We start from the raw sequence: 21,089 nt of genomic DNA, 5'->3' as shown, positions 1-21,089 counted from the left end.
ACGGTATAATTGATGTGATTTTTCAACTATTTTTCTATATTTAGTGTAATGAAGATTTTATCATTGAATTTTTGCCATTTTCTCAAAAGTAAGGTTTTAGTAGTATTACTATTATTAAATGTTGTTCTTTTTGCTCAAAAGGATTTCAGACTTCCCGTAGGAAAAAAACATAATAAACTTAGATTTGAATTAGCAAATAACCTTATTATCGTACCAGTTGTTGTAAATGGAGTTGAACTTTCCTTTATTTTGGATACAGGTGTGGGGTCTACAATTATCTTTAGCGTTGACAATAAAAGCTCGCTTGAACTTAAAGATGCTTCAAAAATTTACCTTAGAGGTTTGGGAGATAATGAGCCGGTAGAAGCTATAAAGTCAATTAATAATGAAGTTAAAATAGGTAAAGCAACGAGTAGAAACCATAAAATTTACTTGGTTTTGGATGAAACCATTAATTTTTCCCCTCGTATGGGGTTTCCTATACATGGTATTATAGGTTATGATCTCTTTAAAGATTTTGTAGTGGAGATCAATTACTCTAAAAGAGTTATAAAAATAAATAAGCCTGAAACCTATGCATATAAAAAATGTGAAAAATGTTACAAGACTAAAATCAAATTCCGTAATAATAGAAAAAGACCATTTGTTACAGCTAAATATAAATCTGATAAAGGATTGATTGATGTTAATCTACTATTAGATTCTGGGTCTGGTTCTTCATTATGGTTATTTGAAAATGAAGAAAATGGTATTCATGTTGGGGGTAATTCATTTAGAGATTTTTTAGGAAAAGGATTTAATGGTGATATATATGGACAAAAAACCAAAATTAAGGAGCTTCGTTTGGGAGATTTTATGATGAAAGAGGTTACGGCTTCCTTTCCGGATTCAATTTATATACAGGGGATATCTCAAAATGATAGACAAGGTTCGTTAGGAGGTAATATTCTGCGAAGGTTCAATTTGATTGTGGATTATCCTGGCGAAAAAATATCTTTTAAAAAAAATGGATATTTCGGAAAGCCTTTTAATTATAATATGAGTGGACTTACAATCCAGCATAGTGGTTTTACTGCCATTAAAGGATATAAAGAAAATAACACAGTTCATCTTGGGTTAAATGAAGTAGTCACAAAAAAGACACTTGAGTTATCTAATGATTTTGTGCTTCTTCCCAGATATGAGATTTCTGATGTTAGAATTAATTCACCTGCCAATCTTGCTGGGTTGCAAAAGGGAGATATTATTTTAGAGGTAAATGGGAAAAAAGCATTTAATTATAAACTTTCAGACCTTAACGAATTGTTCTATTTTGAGGAAGGGAGGAAGATAACGATGAAAATAGAACGGTTAGGAGTGGAGATAAAGTATCATTTTTATCTCAAGAAGGTGATTTAAAAAAGGAAAAAGGGATGTTATCTGATAACATCCCTTTTTTATGATATACTAATAATTATTTTAGTTTTTTTCCAGAACGCTTTTGTCAAGTACTGTTCCTTTAATTTTAATTGCTTTTGTAGCTTCTTCAGCATTAGAGTACACAGTAATTGTTTTACGTATTGGTCCAACTCTTTTAGTGTCATATTTTACTTCAATAACACCTGATTCTCCTGGAGCAATCGGTTTTTCTGGCTTTTTTGGAATTGTGCACCCACAACTAGAATATACTCTAGAAATGATTAAAGGTGATTTTCCTGTGTTCGTAAATTCAAATTGACGAACCCCATCACTACCTTTAGCGATTTCTCCATAATCGACGACTTCTGATTTAAATTTTATTTGTGCCTTATCCTGTGCGTTTAGGGTTATACCCAGAAAACAAACACATAAAATCATCATTATTTTTTTCATAATGTAGGTTTTTATTAAGTGTAAAAGTACTTACTTTTTATTCAACTGCAAAATCACAACTCAAAGAGAGAAGGGACAAATTAAACAGAAAAAGTTAGAGTATAAGGTGAATACTAGGTTATATAGCTTATGTTAAAGTATAATATTTAGTGATTTTTGACCTTATGTTTTTTTAAATTTTCATATTTCTAACTTCGTACTTCATACTATAATAATTACTTTTGCACTTCTAAATTCAAAAACCAGACCAAAGTATGGCTTTAGCGGAAAAATATGATGCAAAATCGGTAGAAGAGAAATGGTATTCTTACTGGATGGAAAACAATTATTTCCATTCTGAAGTTGATGAAAGAGAGTCATATACTATTGTTATTCCTCCACCAAATGTCACAGGTGTTCTTCATATGGGGCATATGCTCAATAATACTATCCAGGATGTACTTATTAGAAGGGCTCGTCTTAATGGGTATAATGCTTGTTGGGTGCCAGGTACAGATCATGCATCAATTGCTACTGAGGCTAAGGTTGTTGCTAAGTTAAAAGAAGAAGGAATTAACAAAAACGATCTTACACGGGAAGAATTTTTAGGACATGCATGGGAATGGACTCATAAACATGGAGGTATCATTCTAGAGCAACTTAAAAAGTTAGGTGCTTCTTGTGATTGGGAACGTACTGCGTTTACAATGGATGAAAATCTCTCTGCTTCTGTGATCAAGGTTTTTGTGGATTTATATAATAAAGGCCTTATTTATAGAGGGTATAGAATGGTAAATTGGGATCCTCAGGCCAAGACTACTTTATCTGATGAAGAAGTGATTTATGAAGAAAAACAAGGTGGGTTATATTATTTAAACTATAAAATTGATGGTAGTGAAGATACGCTAACTATTGCTACAACACGTCCCGAAACTATTATGGGAGATACTGCAATTTGTATTAACCCAAATGATGAAAGATTTACACATCTTAAGGGTAAAAAAGCGATTGTGCCTATTGCTAATCGTGTGATTCCAATAATAGAAGATGAGTATGTGGATATGGAATTTGGTACAGGATGCCTGAAAGTGACACCAGCGCATGATCCTAATGATAAGGTTTTAGGAGATAAACATAGTCTTGAAGTTATTGATATTTTTAATGATAATGCGACGTTAAATGCTGCTGGATTACATTATGAAGGAAAAGACCGCTTTGTTGTTCGTAAAGAGATTGTTAAAGAACTCGAGAGTATTGGAGCTTTAGAGAAAACTGAAACTCACCTGAATAAAGTAGGTACTAGTGAGCGAACTAAAGCGGTAATAGAACCAAAATTGAGTGATCAGTGGTTTTTGAAAATGAAAGACCTGGCTCAACCAGCTTTAGATGCTGTGCTGGATAAAGAAGTGAATTTAGTTCCTGAGAAATTTATCAGTACCTATCGTTATTGGATGGAGAATGTTAGAGATTGGAATATCTCACGTCAACTTTGGTGGGGGCATCAAATCCCGGCATATTTTTATGGTCCTGGTAAGGAAGATTTCGTAGTTGCAGAGAGTAGAGAAGAAGCACTTTCTCTTGCACAAGAAAAAACGGGCAATGATTCGTTAAAAGATACAGATCTTACACAAGACCCTGATGCTTTGGATACTTGGTTTTCTTCATGGTTATGGCCAATGAGCGTTTTTAATGGTATTCTAGAGCCTGATAATAAAGAAATTAACTATTATTATCCAACTAACGATTTGGTTACTGCTCCAGAGATTTTATTTTTCTGGGTAGCTCGTATGATCATTGCTGGATATGAATATCGTAAGGAAAAACCATTTACAAATGTATATCTTACTGGGATAGTACGAGATAAGCAAAGACGTAAGATGTCTAAGTCTTTGGGTAACTCGCCAGACCCACTGGATTTAATCGGTCAATATGGTGCAGATGGTATCAGGGTAGGGATGCTATTAAGTTCACCTGCAGGAAATGATTTAATGTTTGATGAGGATTTGTGCAAACAAGGTAGTGCATTTGTAAATAAAATATTTAATGCTTCCAGGCTTGTTTTGGGGTGGAAGGTAGATACGACAATTGAACAACCAGAGGCTTCAGTTGTGGCTATTAATTGGTATCGTTCAAAATTTCAGAAAGCACTTGTAGAATTAGAAAATAACTATAACAAATATAGGATTAGTGATGCATTAATGACTACCTATAAATTGATATGGGATGATTTCTGTGGTTGGTTTTTAGAAATGGTTAAGCCTTCATATGGTAGTCCAATTGATATTAATACATATCAACAGGTAATAGCTATATTAGAAGATAATCTTAAGATTTTACACCCTTTTGTGCCTTTTATTTCTGAAGAGATATGGCAACAGATTTCTGACAGAAGTGCTGAAGAGGCTCTAATTATTGCTAGTTGGCCAGAAGAGACATCTGTTAATGAAGATTTAATCAAAGAATTTGAAGTTGCAGGAGATATAATTTCTGGAATCCGTACCATACGTAAGGAGAAAAATATACCGTTTAAAGATACAATAGAGTTATTTGTTCTTAATAGCGAAAAACTAAAAACAACTTTTGATACTGTAATTAGTAAACTTGGAAATCTATCGGGATTAAATTATGTTGAAGAAAAAGTAGAAGGAGCCCTTTCTTTCAGGGTAAAGTCTAATGAGTATTTTATTCCGATTTCTGGAGCGATTGATGTAGAGGAAGAGATTAAAAAGTTAACAGATGAATTGCTGTATACAGAAGGTTTTTTGAAATCTGTACAGAAAAAGTTGCAAAATGAGCGCTTTGTAAATAATGCTCCTGAGCAAGTTATTGCAACAGAAAGAAAGAAAGAAGCTGATGCTGAAGCTAAAATAGCCACCTTAAAGTCAAGTTTGGAAGGGCTTAGAAGTTAATTTTATCTTTTTTTAAATTTTATATAAAGCCTTGATTTATAAAATAATCAAGGTTTTTTTGTGATTTTTATAGAGGAGGTACTCGCTTTATGATGTTAAAAACCTCATTATTTTGTGAAGATTTGTTAATCTTATAATAAATCAGAAAATAAAGAGTACTCTTTATGGTTTTCATTTTATATCAGGCAAAAGCCAATATATCCAAGTATTTGCTAATATTAAAATGAAAAACAAATGAAAAATTGTGTGCTCTATATGTTTCTTTTTTTAGTTTTTATATCTTCTTGTGATGATAATGATGATGTATCTAATCCTGTAAATATTTCTGTGCCGGGGATATCTAATATAGTTAGTGAAACTGGTTTTGAGGTTACTGAAGCTGATATTATACAAGCTTTAGAAGCAGTAGGACCAATAAATATAGTTGCCCAGGTAGATCATAGAGCAAATGCATTATCAGTGAATAAGGAGTTGGATAGTACAAAAGTCATTATTTTTGGAAATCCTGCCCTTGGAACACCTTTAATGCAGAAAAACCAGTTAGCAGGACTAGATTTGCCTCAAAAACTATTTGTGTTTCGAGATGCGTCAAATAGCGTAAGAGTAGCTTTTAATAATACAGATTATCTCCAAAAGAGATATGATCTACAAGATGTAAAATCATTGAACACCATAGCAGAAGCATTAAAGAATTTTGCAACATTAAATAGCAGTGGAGAATTAGAGATAAACAATGCTGAATCTATAGATAAGGAAGAAGGGATTCTTACAAAGATTAGTAATCAAAATTTTGAAGACACATATAATAGTTTGATAGCAGCAATACAAAACAATAGTAACCTAAGATTAGTTGCCGAGGTTAATCATCAAGCTAATGCAGAATCTGTAAATTTGGAATTAAACCCAACTCGGTTGGTAGTTTTTGGTAACCCTAATTTAGGGACACCATTGATGCAAAATGTACAGACAATAGGGATAGATTTACCTCAGAAAATACTAGTTTGGCAAGATAATGATGGTAAAGTAAACATATCGTATAATACTCCTGTTTTTCTACAAGAACGTCATGGGATAAAAGGCAATGAAGATTTATTAACCACTATTTCTAATGCATTGGATGCATTAACAAATACAGCAGCTGGAGTATAGTTATTCCGAATCTGTAATGTATTTATTAACTAATTCGATATATTTTAATTTAGCTTCGTCTGGTGTAAGGCTTTTTACTTGAAAAAGTGCATTTAGTTTAAAAGCGTTTCTCAATTCGCTATCTCCAGAAGGGTTGTAGAATCCAGAGCCTTCAGCATGTATTGCTTGTTTGTAATAAGCATAAAAATGAAGCATAACATCTGGAGGCAATTGTATTTTGGTGTTGCTGGCGCGCTCAAACGCACGCTTGAAATTAATATTTAATTCCTCTTCGGTCATGACTATACATTAGCAATAATGCTCTCTCCTCCTTTAACTTTTTGATCTAGAGTTACATTTATTTCTGTTCCTATCGGTAAAAAGACATCAACTCTAGATCCAAATTTAATAAATCCACTATCAGATCCCTGAACTACTTTTTCTCCTTCTTTTGCATAATTTACTATCCTTTTGGCTAGTGCACCTGCAATTTGTCTATATAGTACTTCTATACCACTATTTTTTACTACAACCGTTGTTCTTTCATTTTCTTCAGAAGCTTTAGGGTGCCATGCTACAAGATACTTTCCAGGGTGGTACTTGCTTAAAACAACATCTCCATTAATTGGGTGTCTAGTTACATGCACATTTATAGGAGACATAAAGATTGAAACCTGAAGTCTGTTGTCGTTAAAATGTTCTTTTTCAAATACTTCTTCAATTACAACTACTTTTCCGTCAACGGGAGCAACAACGGTATGGTCATCAACTTTTGTTTTTCTTTTAGGGTTTCTGAAAAATTGTAATATTAAAATCAGAAATATTAAAGTAATCGAAAATATGGCAATTTGCCATTCGTCGTTTTGAATAGCGACGTAAGATGCGACATTAATACCAAGAAAAAGCACTAGTGTAACTGAAATTATTTTATATCCTTCTTTATGAAACATGATGTAAGATTTGTAAAAATGCATATAAAAATGGGCTGGCAAATATAACACTATCTAATCGATCATATATGCCACCATGGCCAGGCATTATTGTACCACTATCTTTAACACCTGCTTGTCGTTTAAACTTAGATTGAATAAGATCACCCAATGTGCCAAAAATACTCATAATAATGCTTATAATCAACCAAATGGTAATAGATAACGAATGTGAGAGCACGGCAATTAAATAACCAGCTAATATTGAGAAGATAAAACCTCCAACAAATCCTTCAATTGTTTTTTTAGGAGATATGCGTTCTAACAATTTATGTTTTCCAAAATTTTTCCCAACTAAATATGCAAAAGAATCATTCGTCCAGGTAATCAAAAAAGCACCGGCAATGATTATAGGTTGATATTGACCAGAGTAACTAGGGATAAGAGTTAGAAATATAATAGCTGTTATAAGATAAAAGATACTAGTTCGATATTTTCGTTTTTCGAACATTGGAATAATACGAATGGTAACTAAATCTTTTACCAAAAATAATTCTGTAATGATAGTTAAAACTAAAAAAGGAATAATAACATAAATCTGATCTTGAAATACCTGTAGGATTCCTAAAAAAGTAATGAATATGATATACAATCTTTTGTTTTTGAGATGAATTAGTTTTTGGAATTCATATATAGAAATGATTCCAAAAACAAAAAATACCCCAATAAAAGTATATCTATTGATGAATATTGATATTAGTAATATCGAGACATATAGTAATCCCGACAAAGACCTAGTGAGCAGTTCCTTCATATTATAAATCTTCCAGCAGGAGCAAATATAAATTTTTTGAACTACTTCCGTAGCTTAAGAAATCCTTTTCTTTTTGAGGTTCAAAATCCTTTATCGTAGTAATGTTGGAAGGGATTGAATTTTTGTTTTTACTCTTTATGCCTTTTAGTCCTTCCCCGATACTTTTAACTAGTTGACTAGTAGCTGCTAAAATTACAAAATGATCTGGCAGTTCGGTAAGCTTTTTCTCTTTTAGTTGGTTTGATGAGATGAGTATGGCTCCACTATCGGCAATCAAATATTCACAAGTGGCAAAAAAGAAAGAAGATGTAGAAGCGTTTTTTACAAAATTAAGATTAAAACCAGAGAATTTATGTTCTAGTCCCATGTCAAATGAACATACATCTTTTTCGTACCAATCATTTTCCAATAAAATCTTATCAAAAGAGTCTAAAACTTCATTGTTATTATCACAATAAATAAACTTACCACCATTTCTTTTAAAATTGATCATGAAACTTTCGTCAATCGGTAAATCAATTTCCGGCATGTATTTACTGCGATCGTCTATGTGACGTTCTTTACTCTTTTGGTCTGATTTAGATTTTGATGAAAAAATTCTTCTAAATAGACTCATTTTTTGAATTAGGATTGGGAAATTACGGTTTTACATTACATTCAAAGATAAAAAAAATCTTAACCTAATATTCCGTTAGGTTAAGATTTTTCAATTTACAAGTAAAAAATATTATATTTAAGAAGGTTCTATGATGATTTCCTCCTCTTTTTTACCAAAAGGTCGTTCTCCAAAGATTTTTTCTAAGTTATCTTTGAAAATAACTTCTTTTTCAAGAAGTACTTCTGCTAGTTCTGTAAGTTTATCTTTATGTTTTTCTAATAAGTCAATTGCTCTTTGATATTGAACTTCGATAATATTCGAGATTTCTTTATCAATTAGCTCACTGGTTTGTTCACTATACGGTTTTGTAAAATTGTATTCACTTTGCCCAGAAGAATCATAATATGTAAGATTTCCTACCTTATCATTTAGTCCGTAAACTGTAACCATAGCTCTTGCTTGCTTAGTGACCTTTTCAAGATCACTTAATGCACCTGTAGAGATTTCATCAAATATTACTTTCTCGGCAGCACGACCACCTAAAGCGGCACACATTTCATCAAGCATTTGATTAGGCCTTACGATTAGACGCTCTTCTGGTAAATACCATGCGGCACCAAGAGATTGACCTCTAGGAACAATAGTCACTTTTACTAATGGAGCAGCATGTTCTAACATCCAGCTTACGGTTGCGTGTCCTGCTTCATGAAAAGCTATAGCTCGTTTTTCCTGAGGAGTAATGATTTTATTCTTTTTTTCTAGTCCGCCTACAATTCTATCAACGGCATCAAGGAAATCTTGTTTTCCAACCGCTTTATTGCCTTTTCTGGCAGCTATTAGAGCAGCTTCATTACATACATTGGCAATATCAGCACCAGAGAAACCAGGAGTTTGCTTCGCCATGAATTCAGTATCTAATTCATTTTCAACTTTTTTCAAAGGTTTTAAATGAACATCAAATATTTCTTTACGCTCACGGATGTCTGGAAGATCGACATATATCTGGCGATCAAAACGACCAGCACGAAGTAATGCTTTATCTAATACATCAGCTCGGTTAGTTGCAGCAATCACAATTACGTTAGTGTTTGTGCCAAAACCATCCATTTCTGTTAATAATTGGTTTAGTGTGTTTTCTCTTTCATCATTAGATCCGGAGAAATTACTTTTTCCTCTGGCTCTACCTACAGCATCAATCTCATCAATAAAAATTATGGCTGGAGACTTTTCTTTTGCCTGCTTAAATAAATCTCGTACACGAGAAGCTCCGACACCTACAAACATTTCAACAAAATCTGATCCTGATAAAGAAAAGAAAGGTACTTTGGCTTCACCAGCAACGGCCTTAGCTAAAAGCGTTTTACCTGTTCCTGGAGGTCCTACCAATAATGCCCCCTTAGGAATTTTCCCACCTAAAGAAGTGTATTTTTCAGGATTTTTAAGGAAATCAACAATTTCTTGAACTTCTTCTTTTGCTCCTTCTAATCCAGCTACGTTTTCAAAAGAAACCTTAACTTCTGTATTTTGATCAAAAAGCTTTGCTTTGGACTTTCCAATATTAAAAATTTGTCCGCCGGCACCTCCTCCAGAACCACCGCTCATTCTTCTCATGATAAATATCCAAACTCCAATAATTAACGCAAAAGGTAATAAGGTAATGAAGATTTCTCCCCATACATTACTTTCTGTATCGTAATTTACTTGTGTAGATAAATTATTTTCCTTCTTTATCGTAGCAATTTTGTTTTCAAAATTCTGTAAATCACCAAATTCAAATTGATAATCTGGATCGTTAGGACTAGCAGGTAAAATAGATTTGTTCTGATTTTTTATGTGCTTATCTAATGATTTAGCTTCTCCGGTAAGAAATACCTGAGCTTTACGGCGATTTATAATCACCACTTTTTCTACTTCTCCATTACTCAAAAAATCTTGAAACTCTGATGGGGATGTGCTAGGAGCTGATCCTAATCCACTTCCTCCCATAAAATTCAATACTAAAAATCCAACAATGATTATAGCATAAATCCAATATGCGCTAAATTTTGGTTTTTTATTAAGTTCGGGTTTTTTATTGTCTTTGGCCATTTACGGTTTTCTTTTAATAATTTGTTTGGATAATTGTAGTTTTTGCATCTCCCCAGAGTCCTTCTATATCATAGAATTCTCTTATATGTTTCTGGAAAACATGAACCACTACATTTACATAATCAATTAATACCCATTCTGCATTTTCACTGCCTTCTACATGCCAAGGCTTATCTTTAAGTTCTTTGCTAACTGTTTTTTGGATGGAATTAACAATCGCGTTTACCTGAGTATTGGAGGTTCCATTGCAGATGACAAAGTAATTACAGACTGTATTTTCGATATCTCTAAGATCTAAAATATTAATATCATTACCTTTTACTTCTTCAATACCTTTTAATATTTGAGCAATTAATTGATCGTTACCGATTTCTTTTTTAGTCATGCATTTTTTTAATTTGTGTAAAGTTATTACTTTTTATGATTTTAATGTCTGTATTAGTTAGACATTTGCAAAACTTTTACACCTTATTGTATGCATATAATCAAAGTTGATGCCATTGATTCCACAAATATTTTTCTTAGAGATCTTAATCGTGAAAAACAATTAACCGACTCTGTTTGTGTTATTGCCAGAAAACAACTTACTGGTAAAGGTCAAATGGGTACAACTTGGCAAAGCAACCCGGGAGAAAACCTCACATGTAGTGTGTTTATGCAGGTTAAAGGAATAGAGTTAATGGATCAGTTTCATATTTCTATTGCTGTGTCCTTGGCAGTTTATGATACATTAAAAGAGTTTATGATCCCAAAATTATCTATAAAATGGCCTAACGACATTCTGTCAGATAAACAAAAAATATGTGGTATTTTGATAGAAAATGTAGTCAAGAATGGCAGTCTAACGGGAGTAATTATTGGTGTTGGAATTAATATTAATCAAATTAAATTTGATAATCTACCTCTGGCAACGTCACTAAAAATGAGAATGGGACAAAGTTATGATGTGGAGGAAGTTCTAAATTCATTGTTAACCAAAATAGAACTGAGATTCTCAATGTTATCTGTTTCTAATTTTGGAAAATTAAAAAAGGAGTATGAGGGATTGTTGTTTAGAAAAAATAAACCCTCTACATTTTTGGATGTAAAGGGAGAATCTTTTGTTGGAATCATTCAGAGTATTACCAAAGAGGGAAAACTACAAGTTCTATTAGAAGATGAAGTCATCTCTGATTTTGACCTGAAAGAAATTAAATTATTGTATTAATTATAGTTTTCCTATATTTTCGCTAAGGGTATTGATGAAATTTTGAATAGGGTTTTTGATCATCATCGACATCATTGCATTAAATTGCCCATCAAAAGTTAGCTTGGTTGTACTTTTTCCATCTCCAGAATCAATAATATCTGCTGTTAAGGTGAAAGGAAGTTTATCACTTGCAGCTCCTAAAACAACTTTGCTAGGACTTGTATTTTCTTTTTGATCTAAGACTAACTCGGGCATTCCTTTTAATTGAAAAAGAAATCGAGAATCACTTATTTTTTCAAATTTTTGTTTGCTTTCTGGCATTAACTGTTCAAAATTCTCCACTTTGGTCAAAAATTCGAATACATCTTCTGCAGATTTATTTACAGTTACCGTAGGGCTTTCTAAGTTCATAGCATTAAATTATTATATGTTCCACTCTGAAGGATTAGTTCTCCAGCTTTGTAATGTTTGTTGTTGTTGTTTTGTTATGTAATTGGTGTCCAACGCTTGTTCTAGCAGGTTGTCATAATTGCTTAGTGTGTGTAAGGATAATGCGGCTTCTTTAAAGTTTTCTACGGCAATATCAAAACCGTAATTGAAAATAGCAACCATTCCTTTTACATTAGCATTAACTTCTTTAAGTGCTTTTACTGCATTTAAACTACTTTTTCCTGTACTAATTAAATCTTCAACAACTACAACATTTTTATTGGTAGGGATAATACCTTCGATTTGATTTTTTCTTCCATGCTTTTTTGCTTCCGGGCGTACATAGATAAAAGGAAGATCAAGTTGTTGTGCTACTAACATTCCGATTCCAATAGCTCCCGTTGCCACTCCGGCAATTACATCAGGTTTGCCATATTCTTGCTCAATGAATCGAGCGAGGTTTTCTCTTAGGTAATTACGAATTTCAGGATATGAAAGCGTAACTCTATTGTCACAATAGATCGGAGATTTCCATCCAGAAGCCCAGGTAAACGGGTCTTGCGGATTTAATTTAATTGCATTAATTTGCAGTAGTAATTCAGCAGTTTTTTTTGCTGTATCTTTATCAAAAATCATAGTTGCAAATGTATAAAGTTTTTGTGAATAATACACCTATTATTCTATCTACAAAAAAGTCTATAGAGGATTATAAAATGATCCCAATCAAAGAGGCTGACTTTCCAACAATTATAAGAGATATTTTAAAAAAAGAAACTACAAACGAAGGGGCAAAGTATCACCTGTATCATAAAAGAGAAGATAAACTTATAGAGCATTTATATACCAAATTACCCGTTGTTGTTGCGGGAGGGGGAAAGGTTTATAACACTGATAAGGAAATTTTGTTCATTCGTCGTAATGGAAAATGGGATTTGCCTAAAGGTAAGGCCGAAAAGAATGAAGATATGGAAACTGCTGCAATACGTGAGGTAGAAGAAGAAACAGGAGTGTCTGGATTAGAAATTACTAAATTTTTATATCGAAGCTATCACGTTTTTAAAAGAAGTGGAGAGTTTAGGTTGAAGGTTACGTATTGGTTTGAAATGAAAACAGGATATGATGGGGAACTTATCCCACAAAAAGATGAAGGAATTACTAAAGTGAAATGGAAGGATAGAAAAAAAGCGAGAAAAGCTTTATTGGATTCCTATGCGAACATCAAACAATTATTTTCTCATGATTATTTATCCTGATTAATGAAACTCTATTTTATTTTACTTTTTAAACGGCTTAATCGTCATCTAAAAGATTTTGGAATAGAGCCACTTATAGCATATCTAATCATCCCTGGTTTGTTTTATTGGGGGTCTACAAGTTTTTTTGATAAAGTAATGTATCCAAATTACTTTTATATGTTAATAGGGATAGTGACAGTTTTTATAATACGTTACCCAAAGCATGATGAACTTATCAAGCAACATTTTTTATTGACTGATTTTAAAAGTATTGTGGTAATAAATCATATACTGTTAGCAATACCATTTATTTTGTTTTTGGTATTCCGAATGTACTATGAAGAGGCTTTGATAGTTTTTGGAATGACTATTTTCATTTCCTTTATAAAAAAGCCAGGTAAATTTAATTTAACCCTGCCTACACCGTTTTTTAGATGGCCATTTGAGTTTGTTATTGGATTTCGCAAAACATTCTGGATGTTTTTATTGTCCTATGGCATTGCTATTATTTCTATCAACGTTAATAATTTTAATTTAGGCATCTTTTCGATACTATCTATTTTCTTTATATGCTCTATGTATTATTCAAAACCTGATCCTCAGTTTTATATTTGGATTCATGATATGAACCCACAAGGATTTTTAAAACATAAAATAAGTATAGCATCTAAGTATAGTATTGTATTGACTTTTCCGATTTTTTTGATTTTATCAATATCTTATATAGATCAAATGCATATCGCCTTAATCTTTTCGTTTTTGGGATTGTTATACATGATTATGTATATAGTAATAAAATATGCTTTTCTTAGAGACGGTGTTGGAATGTTTCAGGGGATAATAGGAGTATTGTGTATTTTGTTTCCGCCTGCTATGTTGATAGTTATTCCGTATTTCTATTTTAAAGCGCAACGTAATTTAAATTCCCTTTTGAAATGATATCTATTGATTCTTTATATAAAGCGTACAATAATCACCATGTACTTAATGACATATGTCTATCTTTTAAAAAAGGAGAGATTCACGGTATTGTTGGAGAAAATGGAGCGGGAAAAACAACGTTATTTCGCTGTATTTCGGGAATGGAAAGCTTTAAAGGAAAAATTGAATATGACAAAGGTGAAATAAAAAATTCGATTGGCTTTTTGCCAACTAATCCTTATTTTTTTTCTAAGATCACCGGGAAAGAATATTTACAGCTGTTGTGTAATGCCAGGAAAATCAAGATAGGAGATTTTAAAGAAAAAAACATTTTTGATTTACCACTTGATAAATATGCAGAGACTTACTCAACAGGAATGAAAAAGAAACTGGCTCTTACAGCAATTCTACTTCAGAATAATGATGTTTTTATTCTCGATGAGCCATTTAATGGAGTTGATATTCATAGTAATATTATAATCAATCAAGTATTGTCTAAGTTAAAAGAACTAGATAAAATTATTATACTTTCTTCTCACATTTTTTCGACATTACACCAAACCTGTGATTATTTACATTACCTAAAAAAAGGAAGTATAGAGAGAAGCGTTGATAAAACTAACTTTGATAGCATAGAAAAAGAAATGCAAGCTTCTGGTATTGAAGCTAGAATTGATAGATTAAATTTAGAGTAGGATTTATTTTAAAATCCTGTAAATAGGATACCGTAAGTGTGCCTTTTCATAATGATTAGAATGTTTGTGTATCCAGTCCAGTTGTGCATACCAATTATTAGCAAAAGCAGTATCTTTTTTCTTTTCTTCAAATGCTATTTTTAAATTTTCGTCTTTTTCTAATATTTCAAAAGCTTTGTCTTCCCAAACATAAGGTGAGAATCCTTCTTTTTGTTGCAGAATGGTATCGAAGAAATTCCAATTAAAGAATGAGTCAGGAGCTTCAGGTTCTAGAGTTTCTATAATATACCTAAATCCTTTTTGGTTTGTTGGGATTATAATATCTCCTTTAGCAAAGGTTATGGATTCTAATTTTTTATTTACTGAAGTTTGATAATGAAGATAATGCCCTTCATAAGGAGCTTTTCGAGTTTTATAATCCTTAATAAAATAGGTTTCTACTGCAATGATTGAATCTTTTTTCAGCACCTCAAATTCAATTTGATTTAATTTTAATAAATCAACCACTTTCCACCATCCTTTTGGTATTACATAAGCGTTAGGGACTTTGATTGATGTGATGGCTTTAAAATAATTCTGATAGCTAACTTCTCTTTGATATGGTTTATTTTGATCATATTTTAATCGTTTTGCTCCTGTAACTTTGCTAGGAACAAATTCGCCTTCATATCCTTTAAAATTAAATTTTGTGATTTGTGTAGTATCTACTTTCCAATTCACAGGGTATTCTTTTTGTTTGGTTTGTTTATTGAAGGTTGTCTCTCGTAAAGAACGAATTTTACTTCCGTCTCTCTCGGTGATTTCAATCATCGATTTCATAAGCTCATATGTTCCTTCAACTCTTTTTTTATAAGATTTTAGCATGTGAGTTTCTACCATCATTCCCAGAGTATTCCAAAGTGTTGTGTATCCAGTAGAATATCTTGGAGAGTCAAGAAATTGAGTCCAGCCTTTGTCAGGTGTAGTTCCCCAAACATTTACATAGGGCGTGATATCCCAGTTTTTCTTTTTTAGTAAAGATTCTAATTGTGGGTGCATTTCTTGATGTAAGTAATCGCCTAATTCATTACCCAGCTTATTATGTTGAGTAAAAAGGTGAGTAAGAGTATATTGGTAATCAGCCCCATTACTCACATGATTATCTATAAAAACGTCTGGTTGTACTGCATGAAATACTTCTGCAAAAGCACGGGCATTTTTTGTGTCATTCTTTATAAAATCACGATTTAGATCATAATTACGTGCATTTCCTCTAAAACCATAAGCTTCAGGGCCATTTTGATTCGTTCGTGTTCCAGAGTTTCGATTTAAGGCTCCTCCAATATTATATACTGGAATTGTTACTAATACGGTATTTGCCGGAGGTTTAATTTTACCTTCAGCAATATCTCTATACAATAACATAGTAGCATCTATACCATCACTTTCACCAGGATGAATTCCGTTATTAATAAGTATAATTCGTTTGGCTTTTCGAATCTCGTTAAAATCGAAAGTAGTATCAGGATTTAGTGTAATTATATGCAAAGGATTTCCGCTGTCGGTCATTCCGATTTCCTCGATATTAACAGAAGAATATGTGTCTGCTAAATGCTGATAGTATGTTATAACCTCCGGATATGTGGCAGTTTTGTTCCCGTTACTTTTCTCAAAAGTAGTTGTGAAATTGAAATCTTTGGTATCAGATTTCTCTTTATGGGTACATGAAATGATAGCTAAGAAACCTAGAATAAAAGTAATTTTTTGCATATATGATGTGTGTAAAGATCAAATATACTAAGATTTCGAATTTTATAATCTTCTATAACGTTTTAGTTAGATTTAGTGATTGTAATAGAATTCTATTTTACTTGTGAAGCCACAAAATAACTGTATTTTTGCAGCCTGAAATACCATAACTATGACTGAGTTTGTTAGAAAAAGAGTGGCTAATGCCAAAAATGATATTTTATCGGGATTAACAGTTGCTTTAGCTTTAGTTCCGGAAGCGGTTGCTTTTGCCTTTGTAGCTGGTGTTGATCCATTAGTAGGGTTATATGCTGCATTTATGATTGGATTTATAACATCTATTTTTGGAGGACGTCCAGGGATGATTTCTGGAGCTACTGGAGCATTAGCAGTAGTAATGGTAAGCTTGGTAGCAGAAGGAAACGCTATGGGTGATCCAGGAGAAGAACTAGGGTTATATTATTTATTTGCAACTGTAATTCTTATGGGAGTAATACAAATGCTAGCTGGTGTTTTTAAGCTAGGTAAGTTTGTACGTTTGATTCCGCATCCCGTAATGATGGGATTTGTAAATGGTCTGGCAATCGTGATTTTCCTTTCTCAATTAGGGATGTTTAAAGAAGGTGAGAAAGACGTTTTTGGGAATGATAAATATAAAACCGAATCGGTAGAGAAAAAATTTGAAATTAGAGACGATAACAAGGTCTATGATGTGACTACAGATAGAGCAGTATTCAATTTTGATAGTAATCGATTAGAAGAAATCAATTCTAATGAAGGAAAATACATGGTGTATGAAGGGCAGGTTTTTGATTTAATTACAAAAGAAGTTACTTTTAATTTTGAAGACAATGCTATATATAGCATTAATAAAAAAGGTAAGGTAAAGTCTTGGATACCAACAAATGAATTGTTATTAATGTTAGGTTTGGTGTTGCTCACCATGTTAATCATGTGGGGATTGCCAAAATTAACGAATAAACTTCCAGAAGCCCTGCTTGCTATTTTAGTGGTATCTGCAATTGTAATTCTGGGAAAACTTGATGTCGCTACCGTAGGTAGTTTTATTAGAGATGGTGGAGGAGAAGGTTTAAAAGGAGGATTACCAAAGTTCCAGTTCGATATTTTTAGTAAAATACCTATGAACTGGGAGACTTTTAAATTTATTGGTCCTTATGCTTTGATTCTTGCGGCCATTGGATTAATAGAATCTTTAATGACATTAAATCTTATCGATGAATTGACCGAGACTCGTGGTAATTCTAATAGAGAGTGTTTAGCTCAAGGAGGTGCGAATATCATAACTGGACTTTTTGGTGGAATGGGTGGTTGTGCAATGATTGGTCAATCCATTATTAATATTAAAGGTGGTGGTCGAACAAGGCTTTCTGGAATTGTTGCAGCTGTGACATTGTTATTATTTATATTATTTGCTTCAGGACTTATAGAACAAGTTCCTATTGCTGCTTTAGTTGGTGTAATGTTTATGGTAGTAATAGGTACATTTGCTTGGTCTAGTTTTAGAATTCTAAATAAGATTCCTTTGGCAGATGCCATTGTGTTAATAGCAGTTTCTTCACTAACGGTTTTCTTTGACCTGGCAGTTGCTGTAATTGCTGGAGTAATTATGTCTGCCTTAGTATTTGCCTGGGAAAACGCAAGGCGAATTAGAGCTAGAAAACATGTTCGAGAAGATGGAACCAAAATCTATGAAATATGGGGCCCTCTTTTCTTTGGTAGTATACAAGCATTTAATAATAAGTTTGATGTAGCTAATGATCCTGAGTATATAGAAATTGATTTTATAGAATCACGAGTTAGCGATCACTCAGCATTAGAAGCTATTTTTAATCTTGTAGGAAAATATGAAGAAGCTGGTAAGAGGGTTAAAATTAAGCACCTTAGCGAAGAGTGCCAAGCGCTTATGATTAAAGCTTCTCCCAGATTGGCTAGTGTTATAGAGCATGATATTGACGATCCAAGATATCATGTTATGGCAAAAGCTATGAAATAAAACAAAAAGTGATTTAATAAAAAACCGGGATAAGATTTTAAATCTTATCCCGGTTTTTTTATTGTAAGTTCCTTATAATTAGGAAAACTTATTACACTGATTAATTACTAGTAGTAATTTGAGCCTTACTATCTAAATAAATGTTAGCTCCTGTAAGCTTATCTATTTCAAAACTATAAGAAGTTGTAGGAGTGTCAAATTGCTGAGAATAGTTATTAGGAGTATTAAATCTAGAAATACCATAACTAAAACTTAACTCACACATTTCATACCCAGTACTTAGTTGATACTCTATTTTTAACTTAGTTTCACTGATAGAAGAAATATTGATATGTCCAACTTCTTCACTATTGGTAATATCACATCCCTCAGGACTTGTGATTAATTCTACATCAACACCAGCTTCACCTCTACGATCAAGGAAAGAATATGCAAAGAATGTATTAAGATTACCATTTTCACAGATTCCGCAATCTTCATGATATCCATAAACTTCTGTACAATCAGCTTTACATGTTTGCTTGCAATACTCAAATGATCTTATCCAATCACCATAGTAAACACAACCATAGTAATGATTATAATAAGTATATTCTTGATCTAAAGTTTGGTCATAAGCAAACGAAGTATAGAAACAATTACTTTTCTTACTGTATATTTTAGAATAGGCTACTATCTCGAAGCAATCTAATTCTATTGAAGATAATGGAATAACATAAGTAGCTTCTTTCATCCCCCCAAAATAGTATGGAAAAGCTTTGTAGTTAAATTTACGTAGGTTAGGAAAACCATTAGAATAAAAAGGAATATTTTGTTTTGCCCCAATATATAGATATACTTTTTTCATAAGGTAATTGCTATTAGCCTTAAAGGTTAAGTATAAATTTTCCTCATCATTAGATACGTTAACGTTACCAACTTCTATTTTTCTAGACCCTACCAATAATGGCATAGTTGTCGTTTGACCACATGCTTCTAAATCTGCAGGAGTTACATCTGACGGAGTAAGTAATTTATATCTACGGTGACCGTAAGTTTTTGAGTTATTTTCTGTTAAAGAAGGTGCTTCCTCTTCTTCTAATTGTACTTCATCTTCTATTCCTTCTGATCCATCATTTTCAATAAAATCAGGCTCTAATGTAACTTTTTCAGATTCCACAATTCCATTTTCAACGATTTCATTTTCATCTTTGCTACAAGAAGCAAAAATTAAAAATAAAGCAATAAAAGAATACCCCAATAAGTACTTTTGTTTCATAATAAGTGATTTTGATTAATTTATATTTTACTAATTTACTTTTGGGCAAAGTTAACAAGAATTTATTATTGAAGTCACCAAAAAGTTTAATAAAAATCAACGTATAAGCTTGGTTTTCAACGTATAAGATTATTCTTACAGACAATGATCAGTTTTATGCTTAAAGGCAAATAAAGCTGTTGGGAGATCGGAAAACATTGTACGGGTATGGGGAAATTTCCCACATAAAAACATACTCGATTTTCAATTCTCAATGAAACACAAAAAAATAATTCGAAATAAGAATATTTTGGAAAAAATAATGATACAATTTTGTTTTAGAAATGAAAAAAACATCAACATCTAACTTTTACGTAAAATATACATATTCTCATTAAGAATATCAGTTTTACTCTTAATGATGTTATCAGGAGCATAAATTTTAGCTAGTTCGAATTCGTCTATATGCTCTTCCAAAAGGTAACCTTCTATATTTTTGTAAAATGAGTTTGTTATCGTCTGATGGTTAAATGAATCATTGGTGTTGTTATTACTGTCAAAATAATGAAGTAAACGATTATATACCGAAGTTTCTTTAACTTCAGGAAGGTAACTTACACTACCTACTAAACCTCCTTGATTTTGTAGTCTATTGAAAACTCTAAAAAGTTTATCAGTGGTTTTTGAAGTTAAAAAAAATAAAACTCCTTCGACTAGAATAAAAACGGGCCTTTTTTTGATTAAAGGCTGAAGTGTATCAATAATTTCTTCTTCAGCACTTTGATTGAAGTCTATTGCGGTATAACGAATTTCTCTTCGAGGAAGTTTACCTTGATTAATCCAATCATCAATTCTTTCTTTTTTATATTCGATGATATCTTTTTGATCTATTTCTATAGTGCTTACATTATCATTTATCAAAAATTGATACATACTGAATCCAGATCCAAAATTGATAAGAGTACCCCCATTATTTTCAGTAAAGAAAGATATCATTCGTTCATAGAAAAAACGATTTCTAAGACTATGTAAAATTGCTTCATCTTTAGAAATACTTTCCAAAATATTGGGTATCAAAGCATCAGTTGCTTCATTATTCCATAATTTGGCATAAATATCTTTGCTGATTTCTTCAAAATAAGATCGATAGGTGGATACTACAAAAGCGGTTTCATGGATTTGCATAGTGATATTCTGGTTTTTGCTGATTTAGGTTAAAAACCCGTATTTATTTAGTTAAAATTTATACATAATGTTAATATATTCATTATTTTTAAATGTAAAATTGACATTTAAAAAGAGAAGCGCTGTTTCAAATCTTTTAAGCAGTTTATTTTTTCTTCTT

Annotated in this window: 20 protein-coding genes; 8 read left to right on the top strand and 12 right to left on the bottom strand. The window is 32.2% G+C overall.

What is annotated here, in order from left to right:
• Positions 1-48: 48 nt before the first annotated feature.
• Positions 49-1,398, top strand: coding sequence for an aspartyl protease family protein (locus DK442_RS26720; protein ID WP_109438982.1), 1,350 nt, complete (start codon positions 49-51; stop codon positions 1,396-1,398).
• Positions 1,399-1,458: 60 nt separating this feature from the next.
• Here DK442_RS26720 and DK442_RS26715 read toward each other — a convergent pair whose 3' ends face one another.
• Positions 1,459-1,851, bottom strand: a complete 393-nt coding sequence (locus DK442_RS26715; RefSeq protein ID WP_109438981.1) for a DUF1573 domain-containing protein — start codon at positions 1,849-1,851, stop codon at positions 1,459-1,461.
• A gap of 254 nt (positions 1,852-2,105) precedes the next feature.
• On the opposite strand from DK442_RS26715, the gene DK442_RS26710 reads away from it, so the two are divergent.
• On the top strand, positions 2,106-4,739 hold the full coding sequence (locus DK442_RS26710; protein WP_109438980.1) for a valine--tRNA ligase: 2,634 nt from the start codon (positions 2,106-2,108) through the stop codon (positions 4,737-4,739).
• 234 nt (positions 4,740-4,973) lie between these two features.
• Entirely contained in the window at positions 4,974-5,888 is a 915-nt protein-coding gene (locus DK442_RS26705; RefSeq protein WP_235011037.1) for a DUF302 domain-containing protein, read from the top strand.
• Here the strand turns inward: DK442_RS26705 and DK442_RS26700 are convergent, their stop codons facing one another.
• From DK442_RS26700 to rsfS, 6 genes are all read right to left on the bottom strand, one after another.
• A complete protein-coding gene (locus tag DK442_RS26700; RefSeq protein WP_109438979.1) occupies positions 5,889-6,167 on the bottom strand; it encodes an acyl-CoA-binding protein in 279 nt (92 codons plus the stop codon).
• A 2-nt stretch (positions 6,168-6,169) separates the two neighbouring features.
• Entirely contained in the window at positions 6,170-6,817 is a 648-nt protein-coding gene (locus DK442_RS26695; protein WP_109438978.1) for a phosphatidylserine decarboxylase family protein, read from the bottom strand.
• Positions 6,807-7,610 (bottom strand): phosphatidate cytidylyltransferase, encoded by an 804-nt coding sequence (locus tag DK442_RS26690; protein WP_109438977.1) that lies wholly within the window; start codon positions 7,608-7,610, stop codon positions 6,807-6,809. The genes DK442_RS26695 and DK442_RS26690 overlap by 11 nt, the downstream gene beginning before the upstream one ends.
• Before the next feature lies 1 nt (position 7,611).
• Positions 7,612-8,226 carry an LUD domain-containing protein gene (locus DK442_RS26685; RefSeq protein ID WP_109438976.1) on the bottom strand — a complete coding sequence of 205 codons (615 nt, stop codon included), beginning with the start codon at positions 8,224-8,226 and terminating at the stop codon, positions 7,612-7,614.
• A gap of 117 nt (positions 8,227-8,343) precedes the next feature.
• On the bottom strand, positions 8,344-10,296 hold the full coding sequence (ftsH, locus tag DK442_RS26680; RefSeq protein WP_109438975.1) for an ATP-dependent zinc metalloprotease FtsH: 1,953 nt from the start codon (positions 10,294-10,296) through the stop codon (positions 8,344-8,346).
• Positions 10,297-10,309: 13 nt separating this feature from the next.
• Complete coding sequence (rsfS, locus tag DK442_RS26675; RefSeq protein WP_109438974.1) at positions 10,310-10,681, bottom strand: ribosome silencing factor; 372 nt, start codon at positions 10,679-10,681, stop codon at positions 10,310-10,312.
• Positions 10,682-10,771: 90 nt separating this feature from the next.
• Between rsfS and DK442_RS26670 the strand changes: the two genes are divergently transcribed.
• Positions 10,772-11,503 (top strand): biotin--[acetyl-CoA-carboxylase] ligase, encoded by a 732-nt coding sequence (locus DK442_RS26670; protein WP_109438973.1) that lies wholly within the window; start codon positions 10,772-10,774, stop codon positions 11,501-11,503.
• Here the strand turns inward: DK442_RS26670 and DK442_RS26665 are convergent, their stop codons facing one another.
• Both DK442_RS26665 and pyrE read right to left on the bottom strand, forming a co-directional pair.
• Positions 11,504-11,896 (bottom strand): orotate phosphoribosyltransferase, encoded by a 393-nt coding sequence (locus tag DK442_RS26665; RefSeq protein WP_109438972.1) that lies wholly within the window; start codon positions 11,894-11,896, stop codon positions 11,504-11,506. It lies immediately after the preceding gene.
• 12 nt (positions 11,897-11,908) lie between these two features.
• Positions 11,909-12,550: an orotate phosphoribosyltransferase gene (gene pyrE, locus DK442_RS26660; protein ID WP_109439048.1), complete on the bottom strand. Its 642-nt coding sequence runs from the start codon at positions 12,548-12,550 to the stop codon at positions 11,909-11,911.
• Between the two features lie 8 nt (positions 12,551-12,558).
• Between pyrE and DK442_RS26655 the strand changes: the two genes are divergently transcribed.
• The 3 genes from DK442_RS26655 to DK442_RS26645 are packed head-to-tail and all read left to right on the top strand — an operon-like array spanning position 12,559 to position 14,765.
• A complete protein-coding gene (locus DK442_RS26655) occupies positions 12,559-13,167 on the top strand; it encodes an NUDIX hydrolase (protein WP_109438971.1) in 609 nt (202 codons plus the stop codon).
• 3 nt (positions 13,168-13,170) lie between these two features.
• Positions 13,171-14,088, top strand: a complete 918-nt coding sequence (locus tag DK442_RS26650; protein WP_109438970.1) for a hypothetical protein — start codon at positions 13,171-13,173, stop codon at positions 14,086-14,088.
• Positions 14,085-14,765, top strand: coding sequence for an ATP-binding cassette domain-containing protein (locus tag DK442_RS26645; RefSeq protein ID WP_109438969.1), 681 nt, complete (start codon positions 14,085-14,087; stop codon positions 14,763-14,765). Before DK442_RS26650 ends, DK442_RS26645 begins: the two co-directional genes overlap by 4 nt.
• A gap of 3 nt (positions 14,766-14,768) precedes the next feature.
• Here DK442_RS26645 and DK442_RS26640 read toward each other — a convergent pair whose 3' ends face one another.
• The gene (locus tag DK442_RS26640) at positions 14,769-16,514 is read right to left on the bottom strand and encodes a M14 family metallopeptidase (RefSeq protein WP_109438968.1); all 1,746 of its coding nucleotides are present in this window, start codon (positions 16,512-16,514) and stop codon (positions 14,769-14,771) included.
• Positions 16,515-16,665: 151 nt separating this feature from the next.
• On the opposite strand from DK442_RS26640, the gene DK442_RS26635 reads away from it, so the two are divergent.
• Positions 16,666-18,507 (top strand): SulP family inorganic anion transporter, encoded by a 1,842-nt coding sequence (locus tag DK442_RS26635; RefSeq protein WP_109438967.1) that lies wholly within the window; start codon positions 16,666-16,668, stop codon positions 18,505-18,507.
• Between the two features lie 100 nt (positions 18,508-18,607).
• Here DK442_RS26635 and DK442_RS26630 read toward each other — a convergent pair whose 3' ends face one another.
• The gene (locus DK442_RS26630; protein ID WP_109438966.1) at positions 18,608-19,765 is read right to left on the bottom strand and encodes a hypothetical protein; all 1,158 of its coding nucleotides are present in this window, start codon (positions 19,763-19,765) and stop codon (positions 18,608-18,610) included.
• A gap of 342 nt (positions 19,766-20,107) precedes the next feature.
• Positions 20,108-20,929: a class I SAM-dependent methyltransferase gene (locus DK442_RS26625; RefSeq protein ID WP_109438965.1), complete on the bottom strand. Its 822-nt coding sequence runs from the start codon at positions 20,927-20,929 to the stop codon at positions 20,108-20,110.
• Positions 20,930-21,089 lie beyond the last annotated feature (160 nt).

This window comes from Aquimarina sp. AU119, from assembly GCF_900312735.1.
In the GTDB taxonomy this organism is placed as follows: domain Bacteria; phylum Bacteroidota; class Bacteroidia; order Flavobacteriales; family Flavobacteriaceae; genus Aquimarina; species Aquimarina algiphila.
This window is presented reverse-complemented; position numbering and strand designations above follow the sequence as displayed.

Bases quoted from the DNA above. Each gene is read 5' to 3' on its own strand.
- DK442_RS26685 (WP_109438976.1), bottom strand. From the start codon at position 8,226: ATGAGTCTATTTAGAAGAATTTTTTCATCAAAATCTAAATCAGACCAA.
- DK442_RS26645 (WP_109438969.1), top strand. From the start codon at position 14,085: ATGATATCTATTGATTCTTTATATAAAGCGTACAATAATCACCATGTA.
- DK442_RS26655 (WP_109438971.1), top strand. From the start codon at position 12,559: ATGTATAAAGTTTTTGTGAATAATACACCTATTATTCTATCTACAAAA.
- DK442_RS26700 (WP_109438979.1), bottom strand. From the start codon at position 6,167: ATGACCGAAGAGGAATTAAATATTAATTTCAAGCGTGCGTTTGAGCGC.
- DK442_RS26630 (WP_109438966.1), bottom strand. From the start codon at position 19,765: ATGAAACAAAAGTACTTATTGGGGTATTCTTTTATTGCTTTATTTTTA.
- DK442_RS26710 (WP_109438980.1), top strand. From the start codon at position 2,106: ATGGCTTTAGCGGAAAAATATGATGCAAAATCGGTAGAAGAGAAATGG.
- DK442_RS26695 (WP_109438978.1), bottom strand. From the start codon at position 6,817: ATGTTTCATAAAGAAGGATATAAAATAATTTCAGTTACACTAGTGCTT.
- rsfS (WP_109438974.1), bottom strand. From the start codon at position 10,681: ATGACTAAAAAAGAAATCGGTAACGATCAATTAATTGCTCAAATATTA.
- DK442_RS26625 (WP_109438965.1), bottom strand. From the start codon at position 20,929: ATGCAAATCCATGAAACCGCTTTTGTAGTATCCACCTATCGATCTTAT.
- DK442_RS26720 (WP_109438982.1), top strand. From the start codon at position 49: ATGAAGATTTTATCATTGAATTTTTGCCATTTTCTCAAAAGTAAGGTT.
- DK442_RS26640 (WP_109438968.1), bottom strand. From the start codon at position 16,514: ATGCAAAAAATTACTTTTATTCTAGGTTTCTTAGCTATCATTTCATGT.
- DK442_RS26635 (WP_109438967.1), top strand. From the start codon at position 16,666: ATGACTGAGTTTGTTAGAAAAAGAGTGGCTAATGCCAAAAATGATATT.
- DK442_RS26690 (WP_109438977.1), bottom strand. From the start codon at position 7,610: ATGAAGGAACTGCTCACTAGGTCTTTGTCGGGATTACTATATGTCTCG.
- DK442_RS26650 (WP_109438970.1), top strand. From the start codon at position 13,171: ATGAAACTCTATTTTATTTTACTTTTTAAACGGCTTAATCGTCATCTA.
- DK442_RS26705 (WP_235011037.1), top strand. From the start codon at position 4,974: ATGAAAAATTGTGTGCTCTATATGTTTCTTTTTTTAGTTTTTATATCT.
- DK442_RS26665 (WP_109438972.1), bottom strand. From the start codon at position 11,896: ATGAACTTAGAAAGCCCTACGGTAACTGTAAATAAATCTGCAGAAGAT.
- ftsH (WP_109438975.1), bottom strand. From the start codon at position 10,296: ATGGCCAAAGACAATAAAAAACCCGAACTTAATAAAAAACCAAAATTT.
- DK442_RS26670 (WP_109438973.1), top strand. From the start codon at position 10,772: ATGCATATAATCAAAGTTGATGCCATTGATTCCACAAATATTTTTCTT.
- pyrE (WP_109439048.1), bottom strand. From the start codon at position 12,550: ATGATTTTTGATAAAGATACAGCAAAAAAAACTGCTGAATTACTACTG.
- DK442_RS26715 (WP_109438981.1), bottom strand. From the start codon at position 1,851: ATGAAAAAAATAATGATGATTTTATGTGTTTGTTTTCTGGGTATAACC.